The organism is Pseudomonas sp. p21, assembly GCF_001642705.1.
GTDB lineage: Bacteria > Pseudomonadota > Gammaproteobacteria > Pseudomonadales > Pseudomonadaceae > Aquipseudomonas.
In genome coordinates, this window is the sequence record NZ_LWBV01000007.1 from 70,323 (window position 1) to 94,970 (window position 24,648).

Below are 24,648 nucleotides of genomic sequence, written 5' to 3' on the forward strand. Positions count from 1 at the left end.
GTTCGGAAGGCGCTGCGCCTCCCTGTGGGAGCGGGCGCGCCCGCGAACACCGGCGTAGCCGGTGCCATCCACCGCTTCGCCTGCTTCGCGGGTGAACCCGCTCCCACAGGGACCCCGCCAGCTGAAGGAATGCGCCATACCTGTGGGAGCGGGCGCGCCCGCGAACACCGGCGCAGCCGGTGCCATCCACCGCGTCGCCTGCTTCGCGGGCATGCCCGCTCCCACAGGATCCCCACCAGCCGAAAGAATGCGCCATGCCTGTGGGAGCGGGCGCGCCCGCGAACACCGGCGCAGCCGGTGCCATCCACCGCGTCGCCTGCTTCGCGGGCATGCCCGCTCCCACAGGATCCCCGCCAGCCGAAGGAGTGCGCCATACCTTTGTGTCGCGAAAGGGCTGTAAAGCAGCCCCGGGATCTAAAGCTTCAGTAATAGGTCCGTGGCTGCTCGTCGGCCTTGTTCAATACCGTCCCCACCAGGTTCACCCTGGCCAGGTGATGCAGGCAATCCTCGATTTCCTTCCTGTTGTTCATACCGTTGGCCACCACCAGCAGCACACAGTCGAACTTGGGTATCACGGTGATCGCATCGTCAGAGCTGAGCAGCGGCGGCAAATCGAAAATGCAGATGCGCGACTCGTAGCGGTTGCGCAGTTCACTGATCAGGTTGCTCACTTTGGGCGACGACAGCATTTCAGTAGACAACGGTACCGGTACCCGCGTCGGCAGCACCACAAACCGAGGCAAAGTCGGGTTGACCAGGCAGTCCTGCAACTCGGCCTTGTCCGTCAGGAACTCGTTCAGCGCCTGGTCCATGGGTAGGCCCAGAGTGCTGCCGACCTTGGGCCGACGCAGGTCGAAGTCCACCAGCAACGCGGTCTTGGTGGTGTGGTGGGCGATGCTCATGGCCAAGTTGATCGCCAGCACCGTCTTGCCCGCTTCAGGGGTTGGCGAGGTGATGGCCAAGGTTCGCCAGCCATTCTCATCCATGGTCCTGAGCACTTGCGTGCGCAGCAGGTCGATCGGCCCGTTCATGTGCGAGTTCTTGTTGTAGGCAACGATGCGGTGACGCTCCAGGTGCTCCGCACGCAGCGGCACCACCTTGGTGTTCACGTAATCAAACTGGCCAGGCACTTCCGCCAGCGCCGTTCCTGGGGCGGGTGACAAGGCCTGCGGGGTGCCTGGGGTAACCGGGTGAAGATTATTGCCAACAGCCTGCTTGGTCCCGTCCATCACTGCTTCCCTATGCAAACCGAGACATGACTTTTAACAACAGCACATCCAGTGGCATGTAGAACACGTGCACCAGCACTACCATGATAGCCGCCAGCGCCAGTGCCGCCAGGATCAGCCAGTTGCGCCAACGCTTGCGCCTGGCCACGTCGGCCTTGGTATCGATGTAGGGCAGCGCCACCAGCACCCGCCTGCCCAGCAGGTTTTCCAGGGCTCCGACGCCGCGAATACGCTGATTGAACATTTCCAGCAACATCACCAGCGCACCGCCACCTGCCGGTGCCAGCACCAGGCCCAGCGCGGCGATTTTCTTGCGGTTGGGCTTGATCGGTTTCTCGGGCATCAGCGGTGGTTCCAGCAGTACAAAGCGCTCGGCCTTGTTCTCCTGCTCCAGGCTTTCGGTAATCTTCGCGCCCATTTCCTTGGCGCGGATTTCCTCATACTTCTTGCGCGCGTTGTCGTGGTCACGCATCAAGGTCACCAGGCCACGCTCGACCTGCGGCGCCTCAAGGATCTCGGCCTCGTAGCCTTCCATCTTGCGGGTCAACTCGCGCTTCTGCTCGGCCAGCGAAGCAATACGCTCCTGCGCTGCGCTCATCTTGGCGCGTACGCGGGCAACATCAAGGCCGACCGTAGACGCCGCCGCCGTGCGATTGCCACTGGCTTCGAGCGCCTGGATCCTGCGCTTGACTGCCACCACATCGGGGTGGGCTTCCTTGTAGCGGCTCAGCAACTGGGCATACTCGGCCTTCAGGCTGGGCAGGTCCTGGGGCTGTTCGGCACTGGCCGCCCTGGGGCCTTCGCCGGCCTTGGTGGCCAGCCCGGCATTGGCCGCGGACAGTTCCAGTTCCAGGTAACGCAGTTCTTCCTGGGCGGCCTTGTAATCACGGTCGACCTCGCGGAACTCCAGCTCCGACCGCGACAGCATGTTCATGCGCAGGGTCTGGTGCTCGGGCAAGGCATTGGCGTGCGCCTGCTTGAAATCCGCCAGCTGGTTTTCCAGGCTGGCCAGCTCGGCCCCCAGCTTGTTCGCCTCCTGAGTGAGGAACTCGGTGGTTTCATTGGCCCGCTCGGTACGCTGCTTGAGGTTCTCGTTGAGGAACAGCGTCACCAGTTCGTCGGCGACTTCCTTGGCCACTTCCGGCTGCTTGTGCTCGAAGGAGACATTGAACGCCACGGTCGCTTCACCGCGCCCGCGCACATAGGTGGTGAGGGTCTCGACCACGACGGCACTGCGCATGTGGTCGATCTTGTCGCTTTCGCTGAAGCGTTTGTCGGGGAACAGGTTGTACTTGCCGATGATGCGCAGCAGGTTCTCGCGGGTCATCACCCGCTGGCGAATCACCTCGATGCGCTCATCGGCAAAGCTGGTGTTGTTGGTCGACACCAGCTCGGGCGAAATCTGCTGCGACTCCACCAGGATGGTGCCGGTCGACTGGTAGATCGGCGGCACCATCACTGCGACAGCGACGGTCGCGGCCAGGATGACTACGATGCTCACCCCCAATATCAGGCCCCGGTCCTTGATTATGGCGATGTAATCTCTGAGGGAGAGCTCGTAGTCAGACTTCATGGGGCCACCTGCCTGAAGTTCAGATGTCGGGGTACCTGTACGTCAACGTCAAACCCACGATCGTAGCGTTTGCATCGGCTTCGTGATCCTGCTGCCGTTCCTTGTACATCAACGACAGGCGCAGATCCCAGTACGGCGAAAACTGGCGGCTGGCCCACACGCTGTAAGTCTGCAGGGTGTTGGGGGTCTGCCCTTTGCTGTCCTGCCAGGCAGCGTCCGCGCCCACCCGGGTCAGCTCGCTGACGGCGTAACTCCACACACCGCGCACTTGGTCCAGTTCGGCGAAGCCGCCTTCGGCGCTGGCCACCGTGCTGCGTTCGGCGGTGAAGCTGGCGTCGGCGCGCACACCGGTGTACAGCAGCGCAACCCCACCCTCCCCGCGTTGCCCACCTTCGTCGCCGGAAACCTTGGTGACGCCCACATGCGCATCGGCGCTGAGGCGTTCGGAGAACTGGTACTTGACCCCGATCGCCGGGCTGTAGCTGTTCGAGGCCGTCGCCGTCTGATCCTGCTCGGGCTCATAGCGCCGGGCGCCAAAGCGGCTGTACACATCAGCCCGCTCACTCCAGGCGTAGGTCCAGGTGAACACGTTGCCCAGTTCGTCGTAACCCGTCAGCGTACTGATGTCATAACGAGCACGGTTGTACGTGGTTTCGTTGCTCAAGGTGCTGCGTTCGGTAACTGCCTGGCTCCAGTTGCCGGTCAGCGTATACAGCTTTTGCGTACCATCGGTGGTGACCACGCCGGTATCCAGCACCGTTCCCGACAGCGTCGAACTTTCGTTATAGCGCGCCAGCAGGCCAAAGCGCCCGCGCTCGGTCTGGCGCTGCCAGCCCAGGCTTACATCGGGGTCCTCACGGTTGTCGACCACCGCCGTGTCGGACGAGCGCAATACATGCATGCCCAGCCCCAACCTCAGTTCGTCACGGTCGAAGGTACCGATCAGGGTGTAATCCGGCGCGATGATCGTGCGCGTTATGCCCTTTTCACCCGACGACAGCAGCAAGGGGTTGCTGTCGTATTCGACGGATGTCGGTACCACCACCGTAGACTGCCAATTTGCTGCCAGGACCGTGTCCGTAAACGGCAACACCAAGATTGCCGTTGCAATGCTAGTTGTTCTAAGAAGAGGCATTAAGTGTTCTTATTAAAGGCAAGATCAAGGAACGACCAGCGTATCGCCAGCCTGAAGTTGGATGTTGGTGGACATATCCCGGCCAGACACCAGGTCTCTATATCGCACGGGCAGGATTTTTTGGGAAGCGCCGGTACCGCGGACAACTTTGATTTCGCTTTCGTCGGCAAACTTGTCCAGGCCGCCCGACATGCTCAGGGCCTGCAGCACTGCGGTAGGGCCCGCCATTTGTACCGGCCCGGGCTTGATCACTTTGCCTTGTACATAGACCAGGTTGCCGGCGATGCTCTTGACGACAACGCTGACGTTCGGGTCGGGGAGGAATTTTTCGAGCTTGGCAGCCACTTGTTTTTCAACTGCCGTTACATCCAGCCCGGCAACATCGATGCGCCCGGCCAAGGGGAAAGTGATACTGCCATCGGGAAGTACGGTGGCTTCCTGGCGCAGGCTCTCTTCCTGCCATACCGAAACCATCACCACATCGCCGGGGCTGAGCAGGTAGGCGGCACTGTTGGGGTCGGCGCTACCGGCACCGGACCACACCATCAGCATGCAGAACGCGGCAAACATTGAACGCACCATGAGGGTCCCTCCGGCCAAAAGGCCCGGCAAAGAGCACTGAATGAGAACAGCACACCAACTCTCGCTCCGCTTCGCGGCATACGCCCGCCACGATGGCCTCGATTTTCCTGGAGGCCTTACCTTGACGCTGTGCAGCCTGGCTGTGCTGCCTGCAACCGTGGACCTACACAGGCTACTGGCAATATAGCAACGGTTGGGGAATTGACAAGCCAAGCCCCGGGCCGCTGGCATCAAGGGTAAAACTCAGGCTGGCGGACTCAGATCTTTCTACTGTTGGCGACTATCACGAAGCCAACGACAGCAAATGCAAAGAACCACCCTGCAGTTGAAACAGGGATGATACTGTTCTGATTGAAATACGCATCCGCCGCCCGCGCCGCACCACTTATCAGCACCAGCAAAGACATCGATTTGATAATCAGAGCCGTGCGCATACGTCCCTCCTTTATAGAGGAAAATCAACTATTTGTTGGCGCAGTATTCGGGAGTTGTTGCGCTGTTGAATTGAGCTTAGGGCACAATGACATTGCGTCAATGATTCGACACTATAATAAAATTCAATGGGCAATGAACGATATCGTCAAAATATCGACATGCCAGTCGAGCATGGAAGCGCTGCCAGCCATGGCGTCAGCGTTTCATTGCTGGGATAGGCAGTAACCGTGGGGCACGCGGCCCCCGTCGTATTACTCGTCAGCGTGGTGTACCACGACCAGCAACTGCGCCGGCAGCGGCCCCACCGATCTTAGCCGGTGTGGTGTCTGGGCATTGAAATGCAGGGCATCGCCTTGCTCCAGCAGCACCCGCTCGCTCATGAAGTCCACTTCCACCTGGCCGGCGTGGACGAACAGGAATTCTTCGCCCAGGTGTTCCTTGAACGTGGGGTCGCTGAACTCGGACGGCGGCTGGATCAGGAACGGCAGCAGGCTGCGCTGGCCGACCTGGCTGGTGAGGGCCGCGTACCCTGGCCCTGCCCCGTCACCCACCAGGGCCTGGCGCTCGCCATGGCGCACCAGGCTGTAGCGGCTCTGCCCGGCCTGCTCTTCAGCGAACAGTTCTTCGACATTGACATTCAGTGCCCGCGCCAGCTTCAGCGCGGCGGCGATCGAGGGGGTGTTCAGGCCGCGTTCGACCTTGGACAGGTAGCTTTTGGTCATGCCGGTCTTGTCGGCCAGCAGTTCCAGGGTCATCCCCAGTTTCTTTCGCAGCAGTTTCAATCGGATAGACATGTGACGCGGGTTTCCCAGGCGAAGGCAGCCTGGCCATCATACGTGGACTGTCAGGGAAATGCTGGGGCTGCTGTGCAGCCCATCGCCGACAAGCCAGGCTCCCACAGGCATTGCACCTGGCTTGAGGCCAATGCAATCGAGGTGGTAGCTGGCGTACCGGCGATGGGCCGCGCAGCGGCCCCCGACTTTACGGCATCACTGGCGGCAGGTACTGCAACGTCGTACCCAATGCCCACAGCAACACCAGCACCAGTGGCACGTGCACCAGCAACTGCACGAACGAGAAGCCGATCAGGTCGCGTGCCTTGAGCCCCAGCACACCCAGCAGCGGCAGCATGTAGAACGGGTTGATCAGGTTCGGCAAGGCTTCGGCGGCGTTGTAGATCTGCACCGCCCAGCCCAGGTGGTACTGCAGGTCATTGGCCACCAGCATCACGTAAGGCGCCTCGATGATCCACTTGCCACCACCCGAAGGGATGAAGAAGCCCAGCACCGCCGAATACACGCCCATCAGCACGGCATAGGTGTCATGAGTGGCGATCTGGGTGAAGAACAGCGAAATGTGATGGGCCAGGGTCTGCTCGTCGACGCCCTTCACCTGAGTGAGGATGGCAGCGATCGAGCCATACAGCGGAAACTGGATAAGCACACCCGTGGTAGTCGGAACCGCGCGCGCCACTGCATCGAGGAAGCTGCGCGGGCGCCAGTGCAGCAAGGCACCGAGCATGATGAACAACAGGTTGTAGGTGTTCAGCCCGGAAATGGCGGTAATCGCCGGCTTGGTGGCGAACTCCTGGTACAGCCAGCCGGCGGCCAGGGCCACCAGCATGAGGATCAGGATCGGGCTGTGTTCCAGCCACTCGCCCGGGCGGGTGCGCTGGGGTGCCGGTGGCGCTGTGAAGCTGGGGTCGACCCCGCAGTCCTGGGCGCTACGCGCGCTGTTCGGGCCCGGGGCCGTGGCGTAGGCGATGACCAGCGAGACCACCACCAACGCCGCCAACATCACACCGGACTGCCAAAGGAAGATGGTTTCGGTGAACGGGATCACCCCGGTAATCGACAGGATCGACGGTGGCAGGCTGGCCGGGTTGGCCTGCAGTTGCGCCGCCGACGAAGACAGGCCCAATGCCCACACGGCGCCCAGGCCCAGATAGGCGGCGGCACCGGCGGCGCGGTAGTCCATCTTCAGTTCGGTGCGCCGGGCCAGGGCGCGCACCAGCAGGCCACCGAACACCAGCGACAGGCCCCAGTTGAGCAGCGACGCCAGCATCGAGATCAGCGCCACCCAGCACACCGCCGAACGGCCATTGCCAGGGATGCGCGCCAGGCGGTCGATCAGCCGCGCGGCGGGGGGCGAGCTGGCTACCACATAGCCACCGATGACCACGAAGGCCATCTGCATGGTGAACGGGATCAGGCTCCAGAAGCCATCGCCAAAGGCCTTGGCGGTGTCGGTCGGCTTGGCGCCCATGGCCAGGGCACCGATGCCCACCAGCATCACCGCCAGGGCGGCAAACACCCAGGAATCAGGGAACCAGCGTTCGGCCCAGTTGGAGCAGCGCAAGGCAAAGCGGGCGGAGCGGCTGTCTTGGATTTCAGCGGCCACGGTTCAATTCCTTTTATTGGTTTTATGAGGTGAAGCAATACTGCCAGACAACGCAAAAAACCTGTGGGAGCGGGCGTGCCCGCGAATGCGTCGGTAAATTCACCGCAGCATTCGCGGGCACGCCCGCTCCCACAGGGTAGGATCGCATGATGCGTTAGAAGGTCATTTCCTTGACATCATCCGGCACGATCAGCTTGCCGGCGGTTTTCTCGATGATTTCTTCAACGCTCACCCCGGGCGCGGTCTCGCGCAGGATGAAGGCGCCGTCTTGGATTTCCAGGTAGGCCAGGTCGGTCAGCACCTTGCGGATGCAGCCGGCACCGGTCAGCGGCAGGCTGCACTGCGGCAGCAGCTTGGACTCGCCGTCCTTGGAGGCATGGGTCATGGTGACGATGATGTTCTCGGCACCGGCCACCAGGTCCATGGCGCCGCCCATACCCTTCACCAGCTTGCCCGGAATCATCCACGAGGCGATGTTGCCTTGCACATCCACTTCGAAAGCGCCAAGCACGGTCAGGTCTACGTGGCCGCCACGGATCATGGCGAACGACTGTGCCGAATCGAAGATCGAGGCACCGCGGCGGGCGGTGACGGTCTGCTTGCCGGCGTTGATCATGTCGGCATCGATGGTGCCTTCGGTGGGAAATTCGCCCATGCCGAGCAGGCCGTTTTCCGACTGCAGCATCACATCCATGTCGGCGGGTACGTAGTTGGCCACCAGGGTCGGAATGCCGATCCCCAGGTTGACGTAGTAGCCGTCCTTCAGTTCACGGGCGACGCGTTGCGCCATCTGTTCGCGGGTCAGTGCCATGGTCAGGATCTCTTTGTTGTTCTGGTGGATGGCGCTCAGGCCTTGACGGTGCGCTTTTCGATACGTTTTTCGAAGGTGCCGACGATGACGCGGTCCACGTAGATGCCCGGGGTGTGGATCTCGCTGGGCAACAGCACGCCGGGTTCGACGATCTCTTCCACTTCGACCACGGTGATCTTGCCGGCGGTGGCCGCCAGCGGGTTGAAGTTTTGCGCGGTGTTGCGGTACACCACGTTGCCGTAGTGGTCGGCCTTCCAGCCCTTGACGATGGCGAAGTCGCCGGTGATGGATTCTTCGAGGATGAACTTGCGGCCGTTGAACTCGCGCACCTCCTTGCCGTCGGCAACCGGGGTGCCGTAACCGGTGGCAGTGTAGAAGGCCGGGATACCGGCGCCACCGGCGCGCATTTTTTCGGCCAGGGTGCCCTGCGGGGTCAGTTCCACTTCCAGCTCGCCGCTCAGCAGCTGGCGTTCGAACTCGGCGTTCTCGCCCACGTAGGAGGCGACCATCTTGCGGATCTGCCGGTCTTCCAGCAGCACGCCCAGGCCAAAGCCATCGACACCGCAGTTGTTGGAGACCACGGTCAGGCCCTTGACGCCACGGCGCTTGATTTCGCTGATAAGGTTTTCCGGGATGCCGCACAGGCCGAAACCACCAGCCAGTACCGTCATGTTGTCGGTCAGGCCTTCGAGGGCCTGTTCATAGGTTGCAACGCGCTTGTCCAGTCCGGCCATGCTGATCCGCCTTTTGTAGTTGTTGAACCGACGAGGCTGTCGGTGAGCGTGTGGGGACATCTTCACCGCAAGCGACTGATTTGTTAATTTTGTTTTCATCATCGATTGATAAACTTTGCAAAACAACCAACAGGCCTGTCATGAACGTCAAGCAACTGCGCGCCTTTGTCACCGTGGCCAAGTACCAGAGCTTTGCCCAGGCCGGTGAACACCTGCATGTTTCGCAACCGGCCCTGAGCCTGACCATCAAGGCCCTGGAAGAGAACCTTGGCGGCGCCCTGCTCAGCCGCACCACGCGCAGCGTCAGCCTGACTGCCGAGGGCGAGGTGCTGCTGCCGCTGGCGCGGCGCCTGCTGGCCGACTGGGACGACACCGAAGAGATGCTGCGCCAGCGTTTCACCCTGCAACTGGGCCGGGTTTCGGTGGCGGCCATGCCGGCCTTTGCCGGCAACCTGCTGCCCCACTCGCTCAAGGTATTTCGCCAGCGCTACCCGAAGGTCAACGTCACCGTGCACGATGTGATCAACGAACAGGTGCTGGAGCTGGTACGCCATCGCCGCGTCGAACTGGGCATCGGCTTCGAACCGGACAACATCGATGGCCTGGATTTCCACCCGTTGTACATGGACCGGTTTGTCGCCGTGGTGCCCGCCGATTCGCCCTTGGCGCAGCTACCCCAGGTCAGCTGGGCACAATTGCTGGCCGAAGACTTCGTGGCCCTGCAACGCCCTTCGGCGGTGCGCCTGCTGATGGAGCAGAACGTGGCCGCCCACCACGGCAAGCTGGCGGTGGCTTTCGAGAGCCACCAGCTGTCGACCATCGGCCGCATGGTCGCCAGTGGCCTGGGGGTCAGTGCCGTACCGGCGCTGTGCATCAACCAGATGCAGGAGCTTGGTGCCCGCTGCGTAACCCTGGTCGAGCCCACGGTCGAGCGCCGCATCGGCGTGATTGCCCTCAGCGAACACAAGCTTTCCACGGCGGCGCAAGCGCTGCTCGAGGTGCTGCTTTCCAATACCCGGATCCCGGAGGTGACATGCGTTACGTGAAACTGGCAGGTTCGAGCGTTCCGGCCATCGGCCAGGGCACCTGGTACATGGGTGAAGACCCGGCCCGCAAGGCTGCCGAGGTGGCGGCCCTGCAACAAGGCATCGAACTTGGCCTGAGCTTGATCGATACCGCCGAGATGTATGCCGAAGGTGGCGCGGAAGAAATCGTTGGCCAGGCCATTGCCGGGCGCCGCGACCAGGTGTTCCTGGTCAGCAAGGTGTACCCGCACAATGCCAGCCGGCACGGCATGGCAGCCGCCTGCGAGCGCAGCCTGACCCGCCTGGGCACCGACTGCATCGACCTGTACCTGCTGCACTGGCGTGGCCAGCACCCACTGGAGGAAACCGTCGACGCCTTCGAGCGCTTGCGCGAGCAAGGCAAGATCAAGCGCTGGGGTGTTTCCAATTTCGACGTCGACGACCTGCGCGAGCTGCACAACCCCGATTGCGCCACCAACCAGGTGCTGTACAACCCGGCCCAACGTGGCATCGAGTTCGACCTGTTGCCGTGGTGCGAAAAGCGCGCGCTGCCGACCATGGCCTACTGCCCGCTGGCCCAGGCCGGGCGCCTGTTGCAGCACCCGGTGCTGGCGGAAATCGCCGAGCGCCATGGCGCCACAGCGGCCCAGGTCAGCCTGGCCTGGGTGACCCGGGATGACGGGGTGATAGCCATCCCCAAGGCCGTGGCGCCCGAGCATGTGCGGCTGAATGCGGCTGCGGGTACGCTGAGCCTGACCAGCGAAGACCTGCGGGCGATCGACCGGGCGTTCCCGGCACCGACACGCAAGCAGCGGTTGGCGATGGTGTGACAGAACTGAACTCGCAAGCAATTCTGGTACCCTGTGGGAGCGGCTTTAGCCGCGAAGAATCCAACGCGCTGCATGGCACCGGCTGCGCCGGTGTTCGCGGCTAAAGCCGCTCCCACAGGGACCGCGCAAAAAACAGGATTTTGCGTGAGGCGCCGGGGATTAATGGAAATCCCGGCTGCGCACATCCAGCCCTTGCAACAGCGGGCTCACATCCTCCAGCCGCCGCGCGATCAGGTGGCGCACGCCATTCTCCTGCTCCAGCCGCCCGCTGACCTTGAGCAACTGCGACCCCACCAGCGCCCGCCGCTGCCGTTCGGCAAGCTCCCGCCATACCACCACATTGACCATACCGTGCTCGTCCTCCAGGGTGACGAAGGTCACACCACTGGCGGTCTGTGGCCGCTGGCGGCCCACCACCAGCCCGGCCACGGCAATGTGGTCGCCATGCCCGACACCTTGCAGTTCGTGCGAACTGCGACAGCCCAGCGCCCGCAGGCGTGGGCGCAACAAGGTCAAGGGATGCGGCCCAAGCGTGGTACCCAGGGTCTGGTAATCGGCCATCAGGTCCTCCGCGACGCTGGGGACAGGCAGTACAACGGTGCTTTCCGGCAAGGCTTCCACATCGACGAACAAAGGCAGTTGCGGCTGCACCGCCGCCACCTGCCAGCGCGCCTGGTGCCGATCGCTGGCCAAGGCGCGCAGCGCGCCGGCATCGGCCAGGTGGGCGCGGGCACGCGAGTCGAGCCCGCCACGCAGGCACAGGTCTTCCACATCGCGCCATGGCCGTTGCGCCCTGGCCTGCGCCAGGCGCCTGGCATCGGCCTCGGCAAGACCGCGCACCAGGCGCATGCCCATGCGAATGGCCAGGGCCCCTCCAGGTTCAGGCTCAAGCGTGCAGTCCCAGTCACTGTGGCAAACATCCACTGGCCTTACCTCGATGCCCTGGCGCCGGGCCTCTTGCAGCAACTGGTCGGGGCTGTAGAAGCCCATGGGCCAGCTGTTGACCAGCGCGCAGGTGAAAATCGCCGGTTCATGGCACTTGAGCCAGCTGCTGGCGTAGCACAACAAGGCAAAGCTGGCCGCGTGCGACTCCGGGAAACCATAGCTGCCAAAGCCCTTGATCTGCTCGAAGATGCGCTCGGCAAACGCCAGCTCGTAACCATTGCGCAACATGCCCTGCACCAGCCGCTCGCGGTGTGGCTCCAGGCCGCCGTGGCGCTTCCAGGCGGCCATGCTGCGGCGCAACTGGTCGGCCTCGCCCGGGGTGTAGTCGGCCGCGACCATCGCCAGCTCCATCACCTGCTCCTGGAACAGCGGCACGCCCAGGGTACGCTCGAACACTGCCTTCAGTTGCGGCGAGGGGTACGTCACCGGTTCCTGCTTCAGGCGCCGGCGCAGGTAAGGGTGGACCATGTCGCCCTGGATCGGCCCGGGGCGGACGATGGCTACCTCGATGACCAGGTCGTAGAACTTTTCGGGCCGCAGCCGCGGCAGCATGGCCATTTGCGCGCGTGACTCGATCTGGAACACGCCCATGGTCTCGGCACGGCTGATCATGGCGTAGGTGGCCGGGTCTTCGCCGGGGATGGTCGCCAGGGTCAGGTGCCGGCCACGGTGGTGTTGCAGCAGGTCGAAGCAACGGCGCAGGGCACTGAGCATGCCCAGCGCCAGCACGTCGACCTTGAGCAGGCCAACCATGTCCAGGTCGTCCTTGTCCCACTGGATCACCGTGCGCTCCGGCATCGCGGCATTCTCCACCGGCACCAACTCGTCCAGGGGTTGCTGCGAGATAACGAAGCCGCCCGGGTGCTGTGACAGGTGCCGGGGGAAGCCGATCAGTTCGCCGGCCAGCACCAGCACCCGCCGCAGCGAAGGGCTGTCCGCCTCGAAACCGGCCTCGGCCAGGCGCTGATCATCGGGTATGCGATCGCTCCAGCGGCCACAGCATTTGGCCAGGGCATCCACCTGGTCGGCGGGCAGCCCCAGCACCCGTGCCACATCCCGCACCGCACCGGCAGCATGGTAGGTGTTGACCACCGCAGTGAGCGCCGCCCGGTGCCGACCATAGCGACGGAACACATACTGGATCACCTCCTCGCGCCGGTCGTGCTCGAAGTCCACGTCGATGTCCGGCGGCTCGTTGCGCTCGCGCGACAGAAAGCGCTCGAACAACAGGTGATGTTTCATGGGGTCGAGCTCGGTGATGCCCAGCACGAAGCACACCACCGAGTTGGCAGCCGAACCCCGGCCCTGGCACAGAATGCGCTGGCTGCGGGCGAAGGCGACGATGTCGTGCACCGTCAGGAAGTAGCTTTCGTAGCCCAGCTCCTCGATCAGCGCCAGCTCCTTGGCCAGTACCTCCCGCACCTTGCTGCTCGGCCCGCCAGGCCAGCGCAACGGCAAACCCTGCTGGCACAATTCACGCAACCAGCTCGCCGGGGTATGCCCCTGGGGCACCAGTTCGCGTGGGTACTGGTATTTCAACTCGCTCAGTTCGAACTGGCAGCGCGCAGCGATGGCCAGGGTCTCGGCCAGCAGGTCGGCGGGATAGAGTTCGCCCAGTTGCGCCTGGCTGCGCAGGTGCCGCTCGCCATTGGCAAACAGGAAGCGCCCGGCCTCGGCCACCTGGCAATGTTGGCGAATGGCGGTCATGCAATCCTGCAAGGCGCGGCGACCACGCACGTGCATGTGCACATCGCCACAGGCCACGGCGCGGATGCCGACCCTGGCCGCCAAGCCGCGCAAGCGTTCAAGGCGCAATGTATCGTCACTGCCGCGGTGCAGGTGCACGGCCAGCCACAGGCGCTCGCCGAACACGCCGTGCAGCCACTGCCCGGGGCTGGCATCGCCGCAGTCATCGGCGACCCACAATGCCAGCAGGCCCTGATGGTGCTGCTGCAGGTCGTCGCGAAACAGTTGGTACTCGCCCTTCTGCGCCCGCCGCCTGGCCCGGGTGATCAGCGCGCACAGGTTCTGGTAGCCGGCCAGGTCCTGCACCAGCAGCACCAGCCTGGGGCCGTCCTGCAACTGCACTTCACTGCCCACGATCAGCCGCAGCTGGTGTTCCTTCGCCGCCTGCCAGGCACGGACGATGCCGGCCAGGGTGCATTCGTCAGTGATCGCCAGCGCCTGATAGCCCTGTTCACGCGCGCGCCGGAACAGCTCGTCGGCACTCGACGCACCGCGCTGGAAACTGAAGTTGGACAGGCAATGCAACTCGGCATAACCCGGGGTGTTCATGCGAACCAGCCCTGCAGCCACAACGGGCCGGCCTTGCTCAGGTCGCGGTAGGCCCAACCGCGCAGGCCGTCACGGGTTTCGATGCGGTAATAGTCGCGGCGTACATCGCCGCCATCCCACCAGCCCGACTCGATGCGCTCGGCATGGCCTTGCACGCGGTAGCCGGCTTCGTCCAGCGCCACGGGGGCCGACAACAGCCAGCCAGGGCGGCTGCCAGGGACCACCGGCATGTTGCCCCGGGCACCCTGCTCTACCGCTTGCCAAGCGCATTCAGGGCGATGATCGGCTGCCGCGCTCAGCCCCTTGACCGCCTCATCCCCCAAGCGGGCACGCAACCGTTCGCGCAATTGTTCCCAAGGTTGCGCCTGTTGCGCACGCGGGTCGAACAATGCCTGGTGTTGCGGCACAAAGGGTGGCAGGTCTTCGGCAACCAACCGCAGGTTGCGCACCGGTGCGGGAATGCGCAGCGGCTCCAGGCGCCCGCGCGCCAGTTCGAACAGCATCGCGGCATCGCGTTCGGCGGCCAGCAGGCCCACCTTCAGCAAGGTATCCGGCCCTTCGGCGTGCTCCAGGTGCAGGCAGAAACGCTGCACGCCACAGTCACGCCCGGCGAGGAACGCGGCAAGGTCGTTGAGCATGCGTCGCAGCGGGAACAGCAGGGCCTGGTGTGATTCGACGTCGAAGTTCAGCTCCAGCCGGGTCTCGAAACGGTCCGGTGGCTGGTAGAAGTCCAACCCCAGGTTGCGCAGGCCGAGCAGCTGGTCAAGGTGCAGTTGCACCTGGGCCGGAAAGCGCCTGGCCAGGCTGTCGCGGGGCAAGGCCAGCACCTGGCTCAACTGGCGCAGCCCCATGCGGGCAAAGGCTTCGGCAGCCTGCGCAGGCAAGCCGATACGCTCGATGGGCATGCCCAGCAGCGCCGCGCGGGTGGCGTCGGCATCGCTCACGGCCAGGCCATCGTGGCCGTTGGCGAGCATGCGCGCCGCCACCGGGTTGCTGGCCAGGACGATGCGTTGGCGCAAGCCCAGTTCCGCCAGCTCCTGGCGCAGGCGTGCCTCGAACAGCGGCCAGGGGCCGAACAGCTGCAGGCTGGAGCCCACCTCCAGCAACAGCGCCCGTGGGTAGTGCAGGCTGACCTGGGCGCTGAAGCGGTAGGCCCAGGCCGCCAGCAACTGCTGCACCTGGTCGATGCGCCTGGGGTCGGCTTCGACGCAGCTGAAGCCATCGGCCAGTGCACGTGCCGCCGTCAGGGTTTGCCCGGCCCGCAGGCCGAGCGCGGCTGCCGCCGGGTTGACCGCCTGCAGTACGCGTCGCTGGGTCGGCCCGCCAAGCAGCACCAGAGGTGTATCGGGGTCGTCACGCTCACGCAGGACCGTGTCCAGCGCCAGCTGAGGGAACAGGATGCAGGCCCAGAGCATGCTGCATCAGCCCCGCCCCGGGCAGGCGATGGGCAGCGCCGGTGGCATGCCGCCACGGCTTTTCAGCACGCGCCATTGTGCCGGACGGGTGTCGATGGCAATGCGCAGCGCTGCAGGTGAAGGGTTATGCGCCGCCTGTTGCGGCCTGCAGGCGAAGGCCAGCGCCTGGCCGGTTTCGGCAGCCACCTGCAAGCGCCGCAGGGCGCGATCATCGGCACGCTCCGGCCAGCACAGCACCGCCGCGCAACTGCCGGAACGCAGGCACTGCTCGGCAGCCCACAGGGCATCTGCAGGTTCGGCGGCCACCTGTACCAGCCAGCGCAGGTCCACCCCCGCGGCCTGCCAGGCCGGGGCGTAAGGAATGAATGGCGGTGCCACCAGTACGATTCGGCTGGCCTCGGCACTCAAACGGGCCAGGGTTGGCCACAGCAGCTGCAATTCGCCACAGCCGGGGCTGGCCAGCAACAGTTCGCTGAGCGCAGACGCCGGCCAACCGCCTTCCGGCAGGCACTGGTCAAGGGCAACATGGCCCGTGGGCTGCAGGCCGAGTGGCCGCGCCTGGGCCTGCCGGCCGCGCCATACCCGGCGCTGGTCGAGCAGCCTGTCGAGGTCGACCACCGCGCCCATCAGTCACGCCTCAGCAAGCCGCAGAACACGCCTTCGATGAAGAACTCCTGTTCGGGCCGCACATCGATGGGCGCATAGGCCGGGTTGCGTGGCAACAGCCGGTAACCGCCGCCCTGGCGTTGCAGGCGCTTGATGGTCACCTCGCCGTCCAGACGCGCGACCACGATCTGGCCATCGCGGGCGTCGGCCTGCTGGAGGATGCCGACCAGGTCGCCGTCGAAAATGCCGTCGTCGATCATCGAGTCGCCACGCACCTTCAGCAGGTAGTCGGGGGTACGGCGGAACAGGCTGGGGTCGAGCAGCAACTGCTCGTGAATGTCGAGGTCCGGGCCGATGGGGGCGCCTGCCGCCACCTGGCCGAGCACTGGCACTTCGAGGATTTCCGGGCGGCGCAGCCGTTCGGCCAGGCGTATGCCCCGCGCCTGGTTCGGCGTGACGTCGATGTAGCCGGCCTGACACAGGGCGGTGATGTGCTTGCGCGCGACACTGCGCGAGGCAAAACCGAAGCGCGTGGCGATATCGGCCAGGCTCGGCGGCTGGCCGTGATCGGCAATGCGCTCACGGATGAACTCGAAGATGGCGCGGCGTTTTGGGGTTAGATTGTCCATGGAGCACATTTGTACTCTTTTCGGAGCACGCTGAACAGCCCCCTTCGTCGTCGGCTTTCGCTATCATCCCCAAGCGTGTGATTTTTGATCTGGATATCCAATGCTGACTGCCCTGCTGTTCGACCTCGACGGAACCCTCACCGACACTGACACCTTGCACCTGCAGGCCTTTCGCCAACTGTTGCGCGAGCATGACGGCCGCGAACTGAGCCAGGCGCAGTTCGATGCCCAGGTCAGCGGCCGCGCCAACGGCGAGCTGTTCGCCGAGTTGTTTGCCGGTGCCAGTGCCGAACAGTGCCGGGCGCTCGCTGACCGCAAGGAAGCGCTGTTCCGCGACATGGCGCCGTCTCTGGAGCCGATGCCGGGCCTTTTGCGCCTGCTGGAACATGCCCGGGCTCGAGGCATCGGCATGTGCGTGGTGACCAACGCGCCGCGGCTGAACGCCGAGCACATGTTGAACGCCATGGGCCTGGGCCAGCGCTTCGAGCATGTGCTGGTGGCCGAGGAACTGGCACGGGCCAAGCCGGACCCGTTGCCCTACCTGACCGGGTTGCAGCGGCTGGGTGCCGAGGCCGGGCAGGCACTGGCCTTCGAGGATTCGCTGCCGGGGGTGGCGGCAGCGAGTGGCGCGGGGATCTTTACCGTGGGCGTGGCCACTACGCAGACACCGGAGCGGTTGCTGGCGGCGGGGGCCGGGTTGGTGATCGATGATTTCAACGACCCGGCGTTGTGGGCGTTGATCGGGCGTAGGGCTTGAGGTATGTGTTGGATTTGAGATCGAGCGCCGCCCGCGCGGCGCTTCGCAGCACAAGGCTGCTCCTACCGTTTGTTCCGGGCCAATTATTCCTGTGAAGAAGGCACGCGGTCCCTTGGTGCCCACCTCGATATCGTGCCGTACAAACAAGGCGATCGCGTGCATTGGTACAGGCGTTACTGGCCCGAAACAGATGTAGGAGCAGCCTTGTGCTGCGAAGCGCCGCGCGGGCGGCGCTCGATCTCAACTCCACCATAACCCCCCAAGCCGTACACCCTAGGCCCCCATGCTGATCGACGAAGAACTGACCCTCAAGAAGCTGGAAACCTTCCTCGCCTTCATGCGCACCGGCAACCTCGGCCGCGCCGCCGCCGAGCTGGCCACCAGCGCCGTCAGCGTGCACCGCGCCATCCACTCGCTGGAAAGCGCACTGCGCTGCCCGCTGTTCAAGCACGAAGGCCGCCAGCTGATCCCGCTGGAAAGCGCCTACGTGCTGGAAAAGAAAGCCCGCCAGCTGATCCAGGACGCCGAGCAGATGGTCCGCCAGACCCGCGAAGCCGCCGGCTTCTACGCCGAGCGCTTCCGCCTGGGCGCGCTCTACTCGCTAACGGTAAAAACCGTGCCCAAGCTGGTCATGGGCCTCAAGCTGCGCCGCAGCGAACTCAACATCGACCTGACCCTGGGCTCCAACGTCGACCTGCTGCAGCGCCTGAAGAACCACGAGCTGGAGGCCATCCTCGTGTCGCTCGACGAAAGCGTCAGCGACCCGGCCTGCGAGCAGTTGCCGCTGTTCTCCGATGACATCTTCCTTGCCGTGCCCATCGATTCGCCCTTCGCCGAGCAGGCAGAGGTGGACCTGGCCGACCTGGCCGACTCCACCTTCATCACCCTGACCCAGGGCTTCGCCACCCACCGCGATGGCGCCCGGGTGTTCCAGCAGGCCGGCTTCGAACCCAAGGTGGCCATGCAGGTGAACGACATCTTCACCTTGCTGAGCATGGTCAGCTCGGGCGTGGGCTTTGCCCTGCTGCCCGGGCGTATCGCGGCGGTGTACGAAAACAGGGTCCGGTTGATTGCCCTGAAGCCGCAATATCGCTTGCAGCAGCATATCGGCGTGGTGTTCCTGAAGGCGCGGGAGCGGGAGCCGAATTTGCTGGCGTTGCTGGCGGAGTGCCGGATGTATAGCCTGGAGCGCTGAGGGGCCTCGGACACAGCTTCTTTTTGTTGTTTGCTGGACTGGCCTCTTCGCGGGTAAACCCGCTCCCACAGATACCGAGCGAGCCTCGGGCAATGCACTTCCCCTGTGGGAGCGGGTTTACCCGCGAAGAGGCCGGTACAGGCTGACTCAAACCACCAAGGCCCGCTGCACCTCGCCCACCGTTGTAGCCAGGCTGTTCAGGTGCAGGTTCAACACCCGCTCCACCGGCGCCTGGTCCAACGGCCAGTGCAAGGCAATGCTCCCGGCCAGGCGCCCTTCGGCATGCACCGGCAAGGCAATTGCGCGGATCAGGAACGGCAAGCGCACCGGGTACTCCCAGTGCCCTTCGGTCCGCTGGCCAAACCCCTTGTTCGCTTCCTCCTCGATATCCCGCAGCACCGTCTCGTCGCCCACCCGCTCATGGGCCGCCAGGCGCTGCACTTCATCAACCGCCAACTCACCCAGGCACGCCCGCCCCATCGCCGAGTGGAACAGGCTGGCATGGTGCCCGACGATCTGGCAGGTGTGCGGGTAGCGCTTGCGCAATACCTGAGGGATGGCGCTTTCCATCACCTCCAGCCGCTCGCCATCGAAACACGACAGGTCGGCCACCAGCCCGGTGCGCTCGCTCAATTCCAGCAACATTGGCGCGGCGCTTTCCACCAGGCGCCGCTTGAAGCGCAGCTGGCGATCACCAAACAGGCGCCGCGCGCACAACCGGTAACGCCGGTCGCTGAGGCCGCGGTAGACCCAGCCCTGCTCCTGCAAGGTGGCGAGCATGCGCGACACCGTAGCCTTGGGCAGCGCCGTCAGGTAATGCAGTTCTTCCAGGCCCAACGCCTGGTGTTCGCCCAGCAGGTCGACAATGGCCAACGCCCGTTCTACCGAGCGCACGCCGCCACTGTCTGCCGTGATACCCATGGGTGTGACCTCCCTGTAGCTGGATGGTCAGGATAGCCAGCAAGATCCGCGCCTGCCCAGCGGTTTCATGGCGCTTGCAAGCTCCGGGGTGGGCGCCGTACTACCCAACGGGTGAGCTGTTCATGGGCATAGGCCAGTTGCAACACCGCATGGTCGGCCTGGGCCGGGCCGATGATCTGCAGGCCCATGGGCAACCCTGCAGCGTTGAAGCCGACCGGTACGCTGATGCTCGGCAAGCCGGCCAGGGTCGGCCCTATCACCACTTCCATCCAGCGGTGATAGGTGTCCATCGCCCGCCCCCCGACCACCGTTGGCCAAGGTTGCCGTGCATCGAAAGGGAACACCTGGGCCGATGGCAACAGCAGGAAGTCGTAACGTTCGAACAGCTTGCCCAGCGCACGGTACCAGTCACTGCGGACCACTGAAGCCTGGTACACCGCCGCCGCGCTCAGTTGCAGGCCACCCTCAACCTCCCACTGCGCCTCGGGCTTGAGCAGCACGCGCCTGCCCGGGTCGGCGTAGGCCGCGCCGAGGTTGCCGTGCACCAGGAAGTGGCGATGGGTCAGCCAGCATCGCCACAAACGCGCCAGATCGAACTCCGGCTGGCAGGCCTCGACCCGACACCCCAGTTCGGCGAAGTCCGCCAGGGCCGCTTCGCACAGGCTCAGCACCCCGTCATCCATCGCCAGGTAGCCCTCGTAGTCGCCCAGCCAGCCAACCCGCACGCCGCGGAAATCGCGCTGCAACCCGGCGGCAAAATCGCGCCGGCCCTCGCCCAGCGACAACGGCGCCCGCGCATCGAAGCCTGCCTGGGTGGACAACAGGCGCGCAACATCCACCACGCTGCGGCCCATCGGCCCCTCGGTGGCCAGCTGCTGCACGAACAGTTCCGGCGCCGGCCCATGGGGCACGCGACCCTGCGACGGGCGCAGGCCATACACATTGTTGAACGCCGCCGGGTTGCGCAGCGAGCCCATCATGTCGCTGCCGTCGGCGACCGGCAGCAGGCGCATCGCCAGCGCCGCCGCCGCCCCGCCACTACTGCCCCCGGCCACCTTGTCCGGATCGTAGGCATTGGTGGTGGTGCCGAACAGGGTGTTGTAGGTCTGCGAACCAAGGCCGAATTCCGGCACATTGCTCTTGCCCACGATCAGTGCCCCGCTGGCCCGTACCCGCGCCACGCTGATCGCGTCGTGCTCGGGTACCTGCTCGGCGAACAGCGGCGAGCCCAGGGTGGTGCGCAGCCCGGCAGTAGCGGCCAGGTCCTTGATCGCCTGGGGCATGCCATGCATCCAGCCGCGCGAATGGCCACGGGCCAGCTCGCGGTCACGCTCATCGGCCTCGGCCAGCAGCGCCTCGGCCGGACGCAGCGACACCAGCGCATTGACCTGCGGGTTGAAGCGTTCGATATGCACCAGATAGGCCTGCATCACCTCACGGCAAGACATCTGGCGGGCATGGATGGCCTGTGACAATGCCTCGGCATCGAGGGCAACGATGGGGTCGATGGCTAGCGACATCACGGTTTCACTCCAAGGTTGAAAGCGGCAAGCTTGCCCGCGCGTGGGGCTTCTTTCAGACAGTAGGTGCCCAGCAGTGTCAGCAGGCAGGCGAACAGCACGTAGAACGACGGCGCCACCGGAGTGCCGAGCACCTTGCTCAGCCAGGTGACGATCAACGGGGCGAAGCCGCCGAACACCATCACCGCCACGTTATAGGCCACCGAAACACCGGTAGAACGCACTTCGACCGGGAACTGCTCGGCCAAGGCGGTAGGTGCCGGGCCAAAGAAACCGCCGATGGCGGTGCACAGCAGCAGTTGCATCACCAGCAGGCGCTCCAGCGATGGTGCGGCGGCCACCCACACATACAACGGGTAAACCATGACGAAGAACGCCAGAGTGAACGCCATCAGCACCGGGCGCCGCCCCAGCCGGTCAGACAATGCCCCGGACAGCAGGATCACCACAGTCATCAGCCCGACAGCCAGCATCTGCACCAGCAGCACCTGGTCCAGCGGCAGCCCAAGGTTCTTGTGGGCGAAGGTCGGCATGTTCACCAGCACCACGTAGAACGACACCGTCGCGCCACAGGCCAGCCCCATCGATACCAACAGGCTGCGCCGGTGCTCACGCAGCACCTGCCACAGGCTGGGCGACTGGCCCTTGGCCTGGCGGCGCGCTTCGATGAATTCCTCGGGCTCTTCCATGTGCTTTCGAATCCACAGCCCTACCGGGCCGATCAGCAGGCCGAGCACGAACGGGATACGCCAGCCCCAGCTGTCCAGTGCCGCAGGCGTGCACAGGTGGGTGACCAGGGCCACCATCGCCGCCCCGGAGAACACCGCCAGGCACTGCCCCACCAGTTGCCACGAACCATACAGGCCTTTGCGGTGGGCTGGCGCGCTCTCCACCAGAAATGCCGTGGCGCTGGCGTACTCACCGCCGGTGGCAAAGCCCTGCAGCATGCGCGCCACCACGATCAGCATCGGCGCAGCCATGCCGATGGCCAGGTAGTCGGGGGCAAAGGCGATCATGGCAATGGACACGGTCATCAGCCGGATGATCATCTGCATCGCCGCCTTGCGGCCCTTGCGGTCGGAATACATGCCCAGCAGCACACCGCCCACCGGGCGCATGAAAAAGCCGACGCCGAAGGTGGCCAGGGCCATCAGCATCGAGGCGTATTCGTCGTCGGAGGGGAAAAACTGCCGGGCGATGATGCTGGCCAGAAAGCCGTAGACGATAAAGTCATACCACTCCAGGGCGTTGCCGATGACGGCGGCGACCACTTGTCGGGTACGCGACACGCCGGTGCTCGAAGTCTGCATAGGAAACACTCCATACGATGATTGGGTGATCGCCCGGGCGCGGTCGCGCCCGGGTTCCAGCGGCAGTCGTAAAAAAGAAAGGTCAGGCGGGAGCGAGCCAGCGCTCTGCCAGCGCACCCCAGTAGGCGGCGCCGGTCAGCAGGATGTCGTCGTTGAAGTCGTAGGCCGGGTTGTGCACCATCGGCCGCGATACGCCATTGCCGATGAACAGGTAGGCACCCGGGCAGCGTTGCAGCATCCAGGCGAAGTCTTCGCTGCCCATCAGCTTGCGGGTGTTACCATCCACTGCCTCGGCACCCAGCAACTCCACTCCCACCTGCCGGGCGAAGGCGTTTTCCGCGGCGTGGTTGACCAGCACCGGGTAGGCCGGGCGGTGTTCGATAGTGGCGCGGCAGCCAAAGCTCTCGGCCTGGCTGACGATAATGGCCCGCACTCGCTCCAGGGTCTGCGCCCTCACCTCGGCGTTCAGCGCGCGCAGGCTCAGGCGCAGCAGCGCCTGCTGCGGGATCACGTTGGCCGCTTCGCCGGCCTGCAAGGCGCCGACGGTAACCACGGCCGCCTCCTGCGCATCGATATTGCGCGCCACCACGGTTTGCAGGGCCATCACCACACTGGCCGCCGCCACCAGCGGGTCGACGGTCAGGTGCGGCATCGAGCCATGGCCGCCAACCCCGTCGAGGGTCACCGTGAGCAGGTCTTGCGAGGCCATCATCGGCCCCTCGCGAAAGCCCAGGTGCCCGGCCGGCAGCCCGGGCATGTTGTGCATGCCAAACAGGGCATCGCAAGGGAAGCGCTCCAGCAGGCCGTCGGCCAGCATCGCCTCGGCGCCACCCTGGCCCTCCTCGGCCGGCTGGAAGATCAGCGTCAGCGTGCCGTCGAACTGCCGGGTCGCCGCCAGGTAGCGCGCGGCGCCCAGCAGCATGGTGGTATGCCCGTCATGGCCGCAGGCGTGCATGCAGCCCTGGTGCTGGCTGCTGTACGCGGCACCGGTGGCCTCGTGGATGGGCAGCGCGTCCATGTCGGCGCGCAGGCCCAGGCGGCGTGGGCTGCTGCCATTGCGCAGTACGCCGACCACGCCGGTCTTGCCGATACCGGTATGCACCTCATAGCCCCATTCTTCGAGTAGGCGGGCGACCAGCGCCGAAGTGCGGCTTTCTTCGAAACCCAGTTCCGGGTGAGCGTGGATATCGTGACGGATTGCGTGCAGGTCGCTAGCCACATCGTTCAGCCAGGCCAGGATGTGCTGATGTCGGGACATGTAGAGTCTCCTCGCGCGGGTGGTTTCCCGTTCTTGTTGTTCGCCTTGAGGTCACGACGGGTGAGGCAGGTCGTGCTTGGCGACAGATAAGCGCGAGGAGGCTGAGAGCACAATCGAATCTGGTTTCACACGGTGGAACACAAAGTCCCGCCGTTGCCGTTGATTGCCAAATCGCCGTTACATTTTCGCCCCAACACGCACCAACAATACTTTTTCGGGCAAGGGCTCCAGAATGGCTGATTCCCTGCCCCGTAATCGGTTCCACCCGGTGGCTTCCTTCATCGATTCCACTGCCAATTTTCCGAGTGGGATCCTGTTCAACCTGGCTTCCTGATAGGTTGCTTTCATATCGGAATACAGCTGCCTCAACTTACCCACCCCTGCAAAAGAAGCGCCCCCAATACCCACCGCGGAAGCGGCTTCGCTCGTGAGTGAACCCGCTGGAAATGCATACGCCATCACCACACCAGGCACTTTCGTCAGGGTGGCGACCAATCCACCATTGAATACCAGCGCATTGTTGGTACGGCTTGAAGCATCAAACTCGGCGGGTACGGGCATGCCTTTGGCCTTGGCTACGGATCGTTTGACGATGGTTCTGGACGCCTTATTCAACGCAGACAGCATGCCCACGGTTCCCCAGACTAGCCCCGTCCCTTGCCACAGCAAGCGCGTGGGCGAATGCCCATCACGGTCGACATGGTTCACCGGGTCGCCTTTGCAATAGCAGTAGGCATTGGGCCCTCCCCGGCCAAAAGGGCTAAGGGTGTCTGGGCTATGAAAACGCATCGACACCGTGCCATAGGCACGCTTGCCATTACCCAGCAGGTAACAGCGCGGTAATGACACCTGACATTCTCCGGCAAAAGCCAACAGTGAGTGGTGCCGAGCTACGTGATAACCATAGGGGGTATATGAATGGATTGAGGAGTTATTGATTAACTGGATCGATGATTGCGGGTCGATGGCGAGTGAAGACGAAAGCTGCATGTTTGAAATTCCCGTGTTGTTTTTTTGTACAACGACACTAAGCACTTGAACAT

22 protein-coding genes are annotated in these 24,648 nt (G+C 64.3%); 4 read left to right on the forward strand and 18 right to left on the reverse strand.

Annotated features, from left to right (window positions below; translation table 11 throughout):
- Nucleotides 1-422: 422 nt before the first annotated feature.
- The 9 genes from A4C63_RS19555 to A4C63_RS19590 form a co-directional block, all read right to left on the reverse strand.
- Nucleotides 423-1,229 (reverse strand): CpsD/CapB family tyrosine-protein kinase, encoded by an 807-nt coding sequence (locus A4C63_RS19555; RefSeq protein WP_063914146.1) that lies wholly within the window; start codon nt 1,227-1,229, stop codon nt 423-425.
- Between the two features lie 10 nt (nt 1,230-1,239).
- Entirely contained in the window at nt 1,240-2,802 is a 1,563-nt protein-coding gene (locus A4C63_RS19560) for a Wzz/FepE/Etk N-terminal domain-containing protein (RefSeq protein ID WP_063914147.1), read from the reverse strand.
- Between the two features lie 19 nt (nt 2,803-2,821).
- Nucleotides 2,822-3,937, reverse strand: a complete 1,116-nt coding sequence (locus A4C63_RS19565; protein WP_063914148.1) for a hypothetical protein — start codon at nt 3,935-3,937, stop codon at nt 2,822-2,824.
- A 24-nt stretch (nt 3,938-3,961) separates the two neighbouring features.
- Nucleotides 3,962-4,519: a polysaccharide biosynthesis/export family protein gene (locus A4C63_RS19570; protein WP_063914149.1), complete on the reverse strand. Its 558-nt coding sequence runs from the start codon at nt 4,517-4,519 to the stop codon at nt 3,962-3,964.
- A 257-nt stretch (nt 4,520-4,776) separates the two neighbouring features.
- A complete protein-coding gene (gene eppA, locus A4C63_RS26590; protein WP_172827540.1) occupies nt 4,777-4,953 on the reverse strand; it encodes an EPS-associated small membrane protein EppA in 177 nt (58 codons plus the stop codon).
- Between the two features lie 252 nt (nt 4,954-5,205).
- On the reverse strand, nt 5,206-5,748 hold the full coding sequence (locus A4C63_RS19575) for a helix-turn-helix domain-containing protein (RefSeq protein WP_063914150.1): 543 nt from the start codon (nt 5,746-5,748) through the stop codon (nt 5,206-5,208).
- Between the two features lie 187 nt (nt 5,749-5,935).
- A complete protein-coding gene (locus tag A4C63_RS19580; RefSeq protein ID WP_063914151.1) occupies nt 5,936-7,354 on the reverse strand; it encodes a short-chain fatty acid transporter in 1,419 nt (472 codons plus the stop codon).
- A gap of 154 nt (nt 7,355-7,508) precedes the next feature.
- The gene (locus A4C63_RS19585; protein ID WP_063914152.1) at nt 7,509-8,165 is read right to left on the reverse strand and encodes a CoA transferase subunit B; all 657 of its coding nucleotides are present in this window, start codon (nt 8,163-8,165) and stop codon (nt 7,509-7,511) included.
- Nucleotides 8,166-8,200: 35 nt separating this feature from the next.
- Nucleotides 8,201-8,899, reverse strand: a complete 699-nt coding sequence (locus A4C63_RS19590; protein WP_063914153.1) for a CoA transferase subunit A — start codon at nt 8,897-8,899, stop codon at nt 8,201-8,203.
- Nucleotides 8,900-9,039: 140 nt separating this feature from the next.
- Here A4C63_RS19590 and A4C63_RS19595 point away from each other — a divergent pair, with 140 nt between their 5' ends.
- Nucleotides 9,040-9,945 carry a LysR family transcriptional regulator gene (locus tag A4C63_RS19595; RefSeq protein ID WP_063914154.1) on the forward strand — a complete coding sequence of 302 codons (906 nt, stop codon included), beginning with the start codon at nt 9,040-9,042 and terminating at the stop codon, nt 9,943-9,945.
- Nucleotides 9,933-10,754 carry an aldo/keto reductase gene (locus tag A4C63_RS19600; protein ID WP_063914155.1) on the forward strand — a complete coding sequence of 274 codons (822 nt, stop codon included), beginning with the start codon at nt 9,933-9,935 and terminating at the stop codon, nt 10,752-10,754. The genes A4C63_RS19595 and A4C63_RS19600 overlap by 13 nt, the downstream gene beginning before the upstream one ends.
- Nucleotides 10,755-10,913: 159 nt before the next feature.
- Here A4C63_RS19600 and A4C63_RS19605 read toward each other — a convergent pair whose 3' ends face one another.
- From A4C63_RS19605 to lexA, 4 genes are read right to left on the reverse strand one after another with little or no spacing between them, the layout of a single operon-like run.
- On the reverse strand, nt 10,914-13,994 hold the full coding sequence (locus A4C63_RS19605) for an error-prone DNA polymerase (RefSeq protein ID WP_063914156.1): 3,081 nt from the start codon (nt 13,992-13,994) through the stop codon (nt 10,914-10,916).
- Nucleotides 13,991-15,409, reverse strand: a complete 1,419-nt coding sequence (locus tag A4C63_RS19610) for a DNA polymerase Y family protein (protein WP_063914157.1) — start codon at nt 15,407-15,409, stop codon at nt 13,991-13,993. The genes A4C63_RS19605 and A4C63_RS19610 overlap by 4 nt, the downstream gene beginning before the upstream one ends.
- Before the next feature lie 6 nt (nt 15,410-15,415).
- A complete protein-coding gene (gene imuA / locus A4C63_RS19615) occupies nt 15,416-16,036 on the reverse strand; it encodes a translesion DNA synthesis-associated protein ImuA (protein WP_063914158.1) in 621 nt (206 codons plus the stop codon).
- Complete coding sequence (lexA, locus tag A4C63_RS19620; protein ID WP_063914159.1) at nt 16,036-16,653, reverse strand: transcriptional repressor LexA; 618 nt, start codon at nt 16,651-16,653, stop codon at nt 16,036-16,038. Before lexA ends, imuA begins: the two co-directional genes overlap by 1 nt.
- A gap of 91 nt (nt 16,654-16,744) precedes the next feature.
- Here lexA and A4C63_RS19625 point away from each other — a divergent pair, with 91 nt between their 5' ends.
- Nucleotides 16,745-17,401 carry an HAD family phosphatase gene (locus A4C63_RS19625; RefSeq protein WP_063914160.1) on the forward strand — a complete coding sequence of 219 codons (657 nt, stop codon included), beginning with the start codon at nt 16,745-16,747 and terminating at the stop codon, nt 17,399-17,401.
- Between the two features lie 283 nt (nt 17,402-17,684).
- Complete coding sequence (locus tag A4C63_RS19630) at nt 17,685-18,596, forward strand: LysR substrate-binding domain-containing protein (RefSeq protein ID WP_025339263.1); 912 nt, start codon at nt 17,685-17,687, stop codon at nt 18,594-18,596.
- Nucleotides 18,597-18,743: 147 nt separating this feature from the next.
- Here A4C63_RS19630 and A4C63_RS19635 read toward each other — a convergent pair whose 3' ends face one another.
- The 5 genes from A4C63_RS19635 to A4C63_RS25940 all read right to left on the reverse strand — a co-directional run bounded on the left by A4C63_RS19635 (nt 18,744) and on the right by A4C63_RS25940 (nt 24,595).
- On the reverse strand, nt 18,744-19,517 hold the full coding sequence (locus A4C63_RS19635; protein WP_063914161.1) for an IclR family transcriptional regulator: 774 nt from the start codon (nt 19,515-19,517) through the stop codon (nt 18,744-18,746).
- Between the two features lie 65 nt (nt 19,518-19,582).
- Nucleotides 19,583-21,037, reverse strand: coding sequence for an amidase (locus tag A4C63_RS19640; protein ID WP_063914162.1), 1,455 nt, complete (start codon nt 21,035-21,037; stop codon nt 19,583-19,585).
- Entirely contained in the window at nt 21,037-22,347 is a 1,311-nt protein-coding gene (locus tag A4C63_RS19645; RefSeq protein WP_063914163.1) for a citrate-proton symporter, read from the reverse strand. Before A4C63_RS19645 ends, A4C63_RS19640 begins: the two co-directional genes overlap by 1 nt.
- 82 nt (nt 22,348-22,429) lie before the next feature.
- Nucleotides 22,430-23,605 carry a M20 aminoacylase family protein gene (locus tag A4C63_RS19650; RefSeq protein WP_063914164.1) on the reverse strand — a complete coding sequence of 392 codons (1,176 nt, stop codon included), beginning with the start codon at nt 23,603-23,605 and terminating at the stop codon, nt 22,430-22,432.
- A 177-nt stretch (nt 23,606-23,782) separates the two neighbouring features.
- Nucleotides 23,783-24,595: an RHS repeat-associated core domain-containing protein gene (locus A4C63_RS25940; RefSeq protein ID WP_082888378.1), complete on the reverse strand. Its 813-nt coding sequence runs from the start codon at nt 24,593-24,595 to the stop codon at nt 23,783-23,785.
- Nucleotides 24,596-24,648: the final 53 nt, after the last annotated feature.

Bases quoted from the DNA above. Each gene is read 5' to 3' on its own strand.
- A4C63_RS19555 (WP_063914146.1), bottom strand. From the start codon at position 1,229: ATGGACGGGACCAAGCAGGCTGTTGGCAATAATCTTCACCCGGTTACC.
- A4C63_RS19560 (WP_063914147.1), bottom strand. From the start codon at position 2,802: ATGAAGTCTGACTACGAGCTCTCCCTCAGAGATTACATCGCCATAATC.
- A4C63_RS19565 (WP_063914148.1), bottom strand. From the start codon at position 3,937: ATGCCTCTTCTTAGAACAACTAGCATTGCAACGGCAATCTTGGTGTTG.
- A4C63_RS19570 (WP_063914149.1), bottom strand. From the start codon at position 4,519: ATGGTGCGTTCAATGTTTGCCGCGTTCTGCATGCTGATGGTGTGGTCC.
- eppA (WP_172827540.1), bottom strand. From the start codon at position 4,953: ATGCGCACGGCTCTGATTATCAAATCGATGTCTTTGCTGGTGCTGATA.
- A4C63_RS19575 (WP_063914150.1), bottom strand. From the start codon at position 5,748: ATGTCTATCCGATTGAAACTGCTGCGAAAGAAACTGGGGATGACCCTG.
- A4C63_RS19585 (WP_063914152.1), bottom strand. From the start codon at position 8,165: ATGGCACTGACCCGCGAACAGATGGCGCAACGCGTCGCCCGTGAACTG.
- A4C63_RS19590 (WP_063914153.1), bottom strand. From the start codon at position 8,899: ATGGCCGGACTGGACAAGCGCGTTGCAACCTATGAACAGGCCCTCGAA.
- A4C63_RS19595 (WP_063914154.1), top strand. From the start codon at position 9,040: ATGAACGTCAAGCAACTGCGCGCCTTTGTCACCGTGGCCAAGTACCAG.
- A4C63_RS19600 (WP_063914155.1), top strand. From the start codon at position 9,933: ATGCGTTACGTGAAACTGGCAGGTTCGAGCGTTCCGGCCATCGGCCAG.
- A4C63_RS19605 (WP_063914156.1), bottom strand. From the start codon at position 13,994: ATGAACACCCCGGGTTATGCCGAGTTGCATTGCCTGTCCAACTTCAGT.
- A4C63_RS19610 (WP_063914157.1), bottom strand. From the start codon at position 15,409: ATGCTCTGGGCCTGCATCCTGTTCCCTCAGCTGGCGCTGGACACGGTC.
- imuA (WP_063914158.1), bottom strand. From the start codon at position 16,036: ATGGGCGCGGTGGTCGACCTCGACAGGCTGCTCGACCAGCGCCGGGTA.
- lexA (WP_063914159.1), bottom strand. From the start codon at position 16,653: ATGTGCTCCATGGACAATCTAACCCCAAAACGCCGCGCCATCTTCGAG.
- A4C63_RS19625 (WP_063914160.1), top strand. From the start codon at position 16,745: ATGCTGACTGCCCTGCTGTTCGACCTCGACGGAACCCTCACCGACACT.
- A4C63_RS19630 (WP_025339263.1), top strand. From the start codon at position 17,685: ATGCTGATCGACGAAGAACTGACCCTCAAGAAGCTGGAAACCTTCCTC.
- A4C63_RS19635 (WP_063914161.1), bottom strand. From the start codon at position 19,517: ATGGGTATCACGGCAGACAGTGGCGGCGTGCGCTCGGTAGAACGGGCG.
- A4C63_RS19640 (WP_063914162.1), bottom strand. From the start codon at position 21,037: ATGTCGCTAGCCATCGACCCCATCGTTGCCCTCGATGCCGAGGCATTG.
- A4C63_RS19645 (WP_063914163.1), bottom strand. From the start codon at position 22,347: ATGCAGACTTCGAGCACCGGCGTGTCGCGTACCCGACAAGTGGTCGCC.
- A4C63_RS19650 (WP_063914164.1), bottom strand. From the start codon at position 23,605: ATGTCCCGACATCAGCACATCCTGGCCTGGCTGAACGATGTGGCTAGC.
- A4C63_RS25940 (WP_082888378.1), bottom strand. From the start codon at position 24,595: ATGCAGCTTTCGTCTTCACTCGCCATCGACCCGCAATCATCGATCCAG.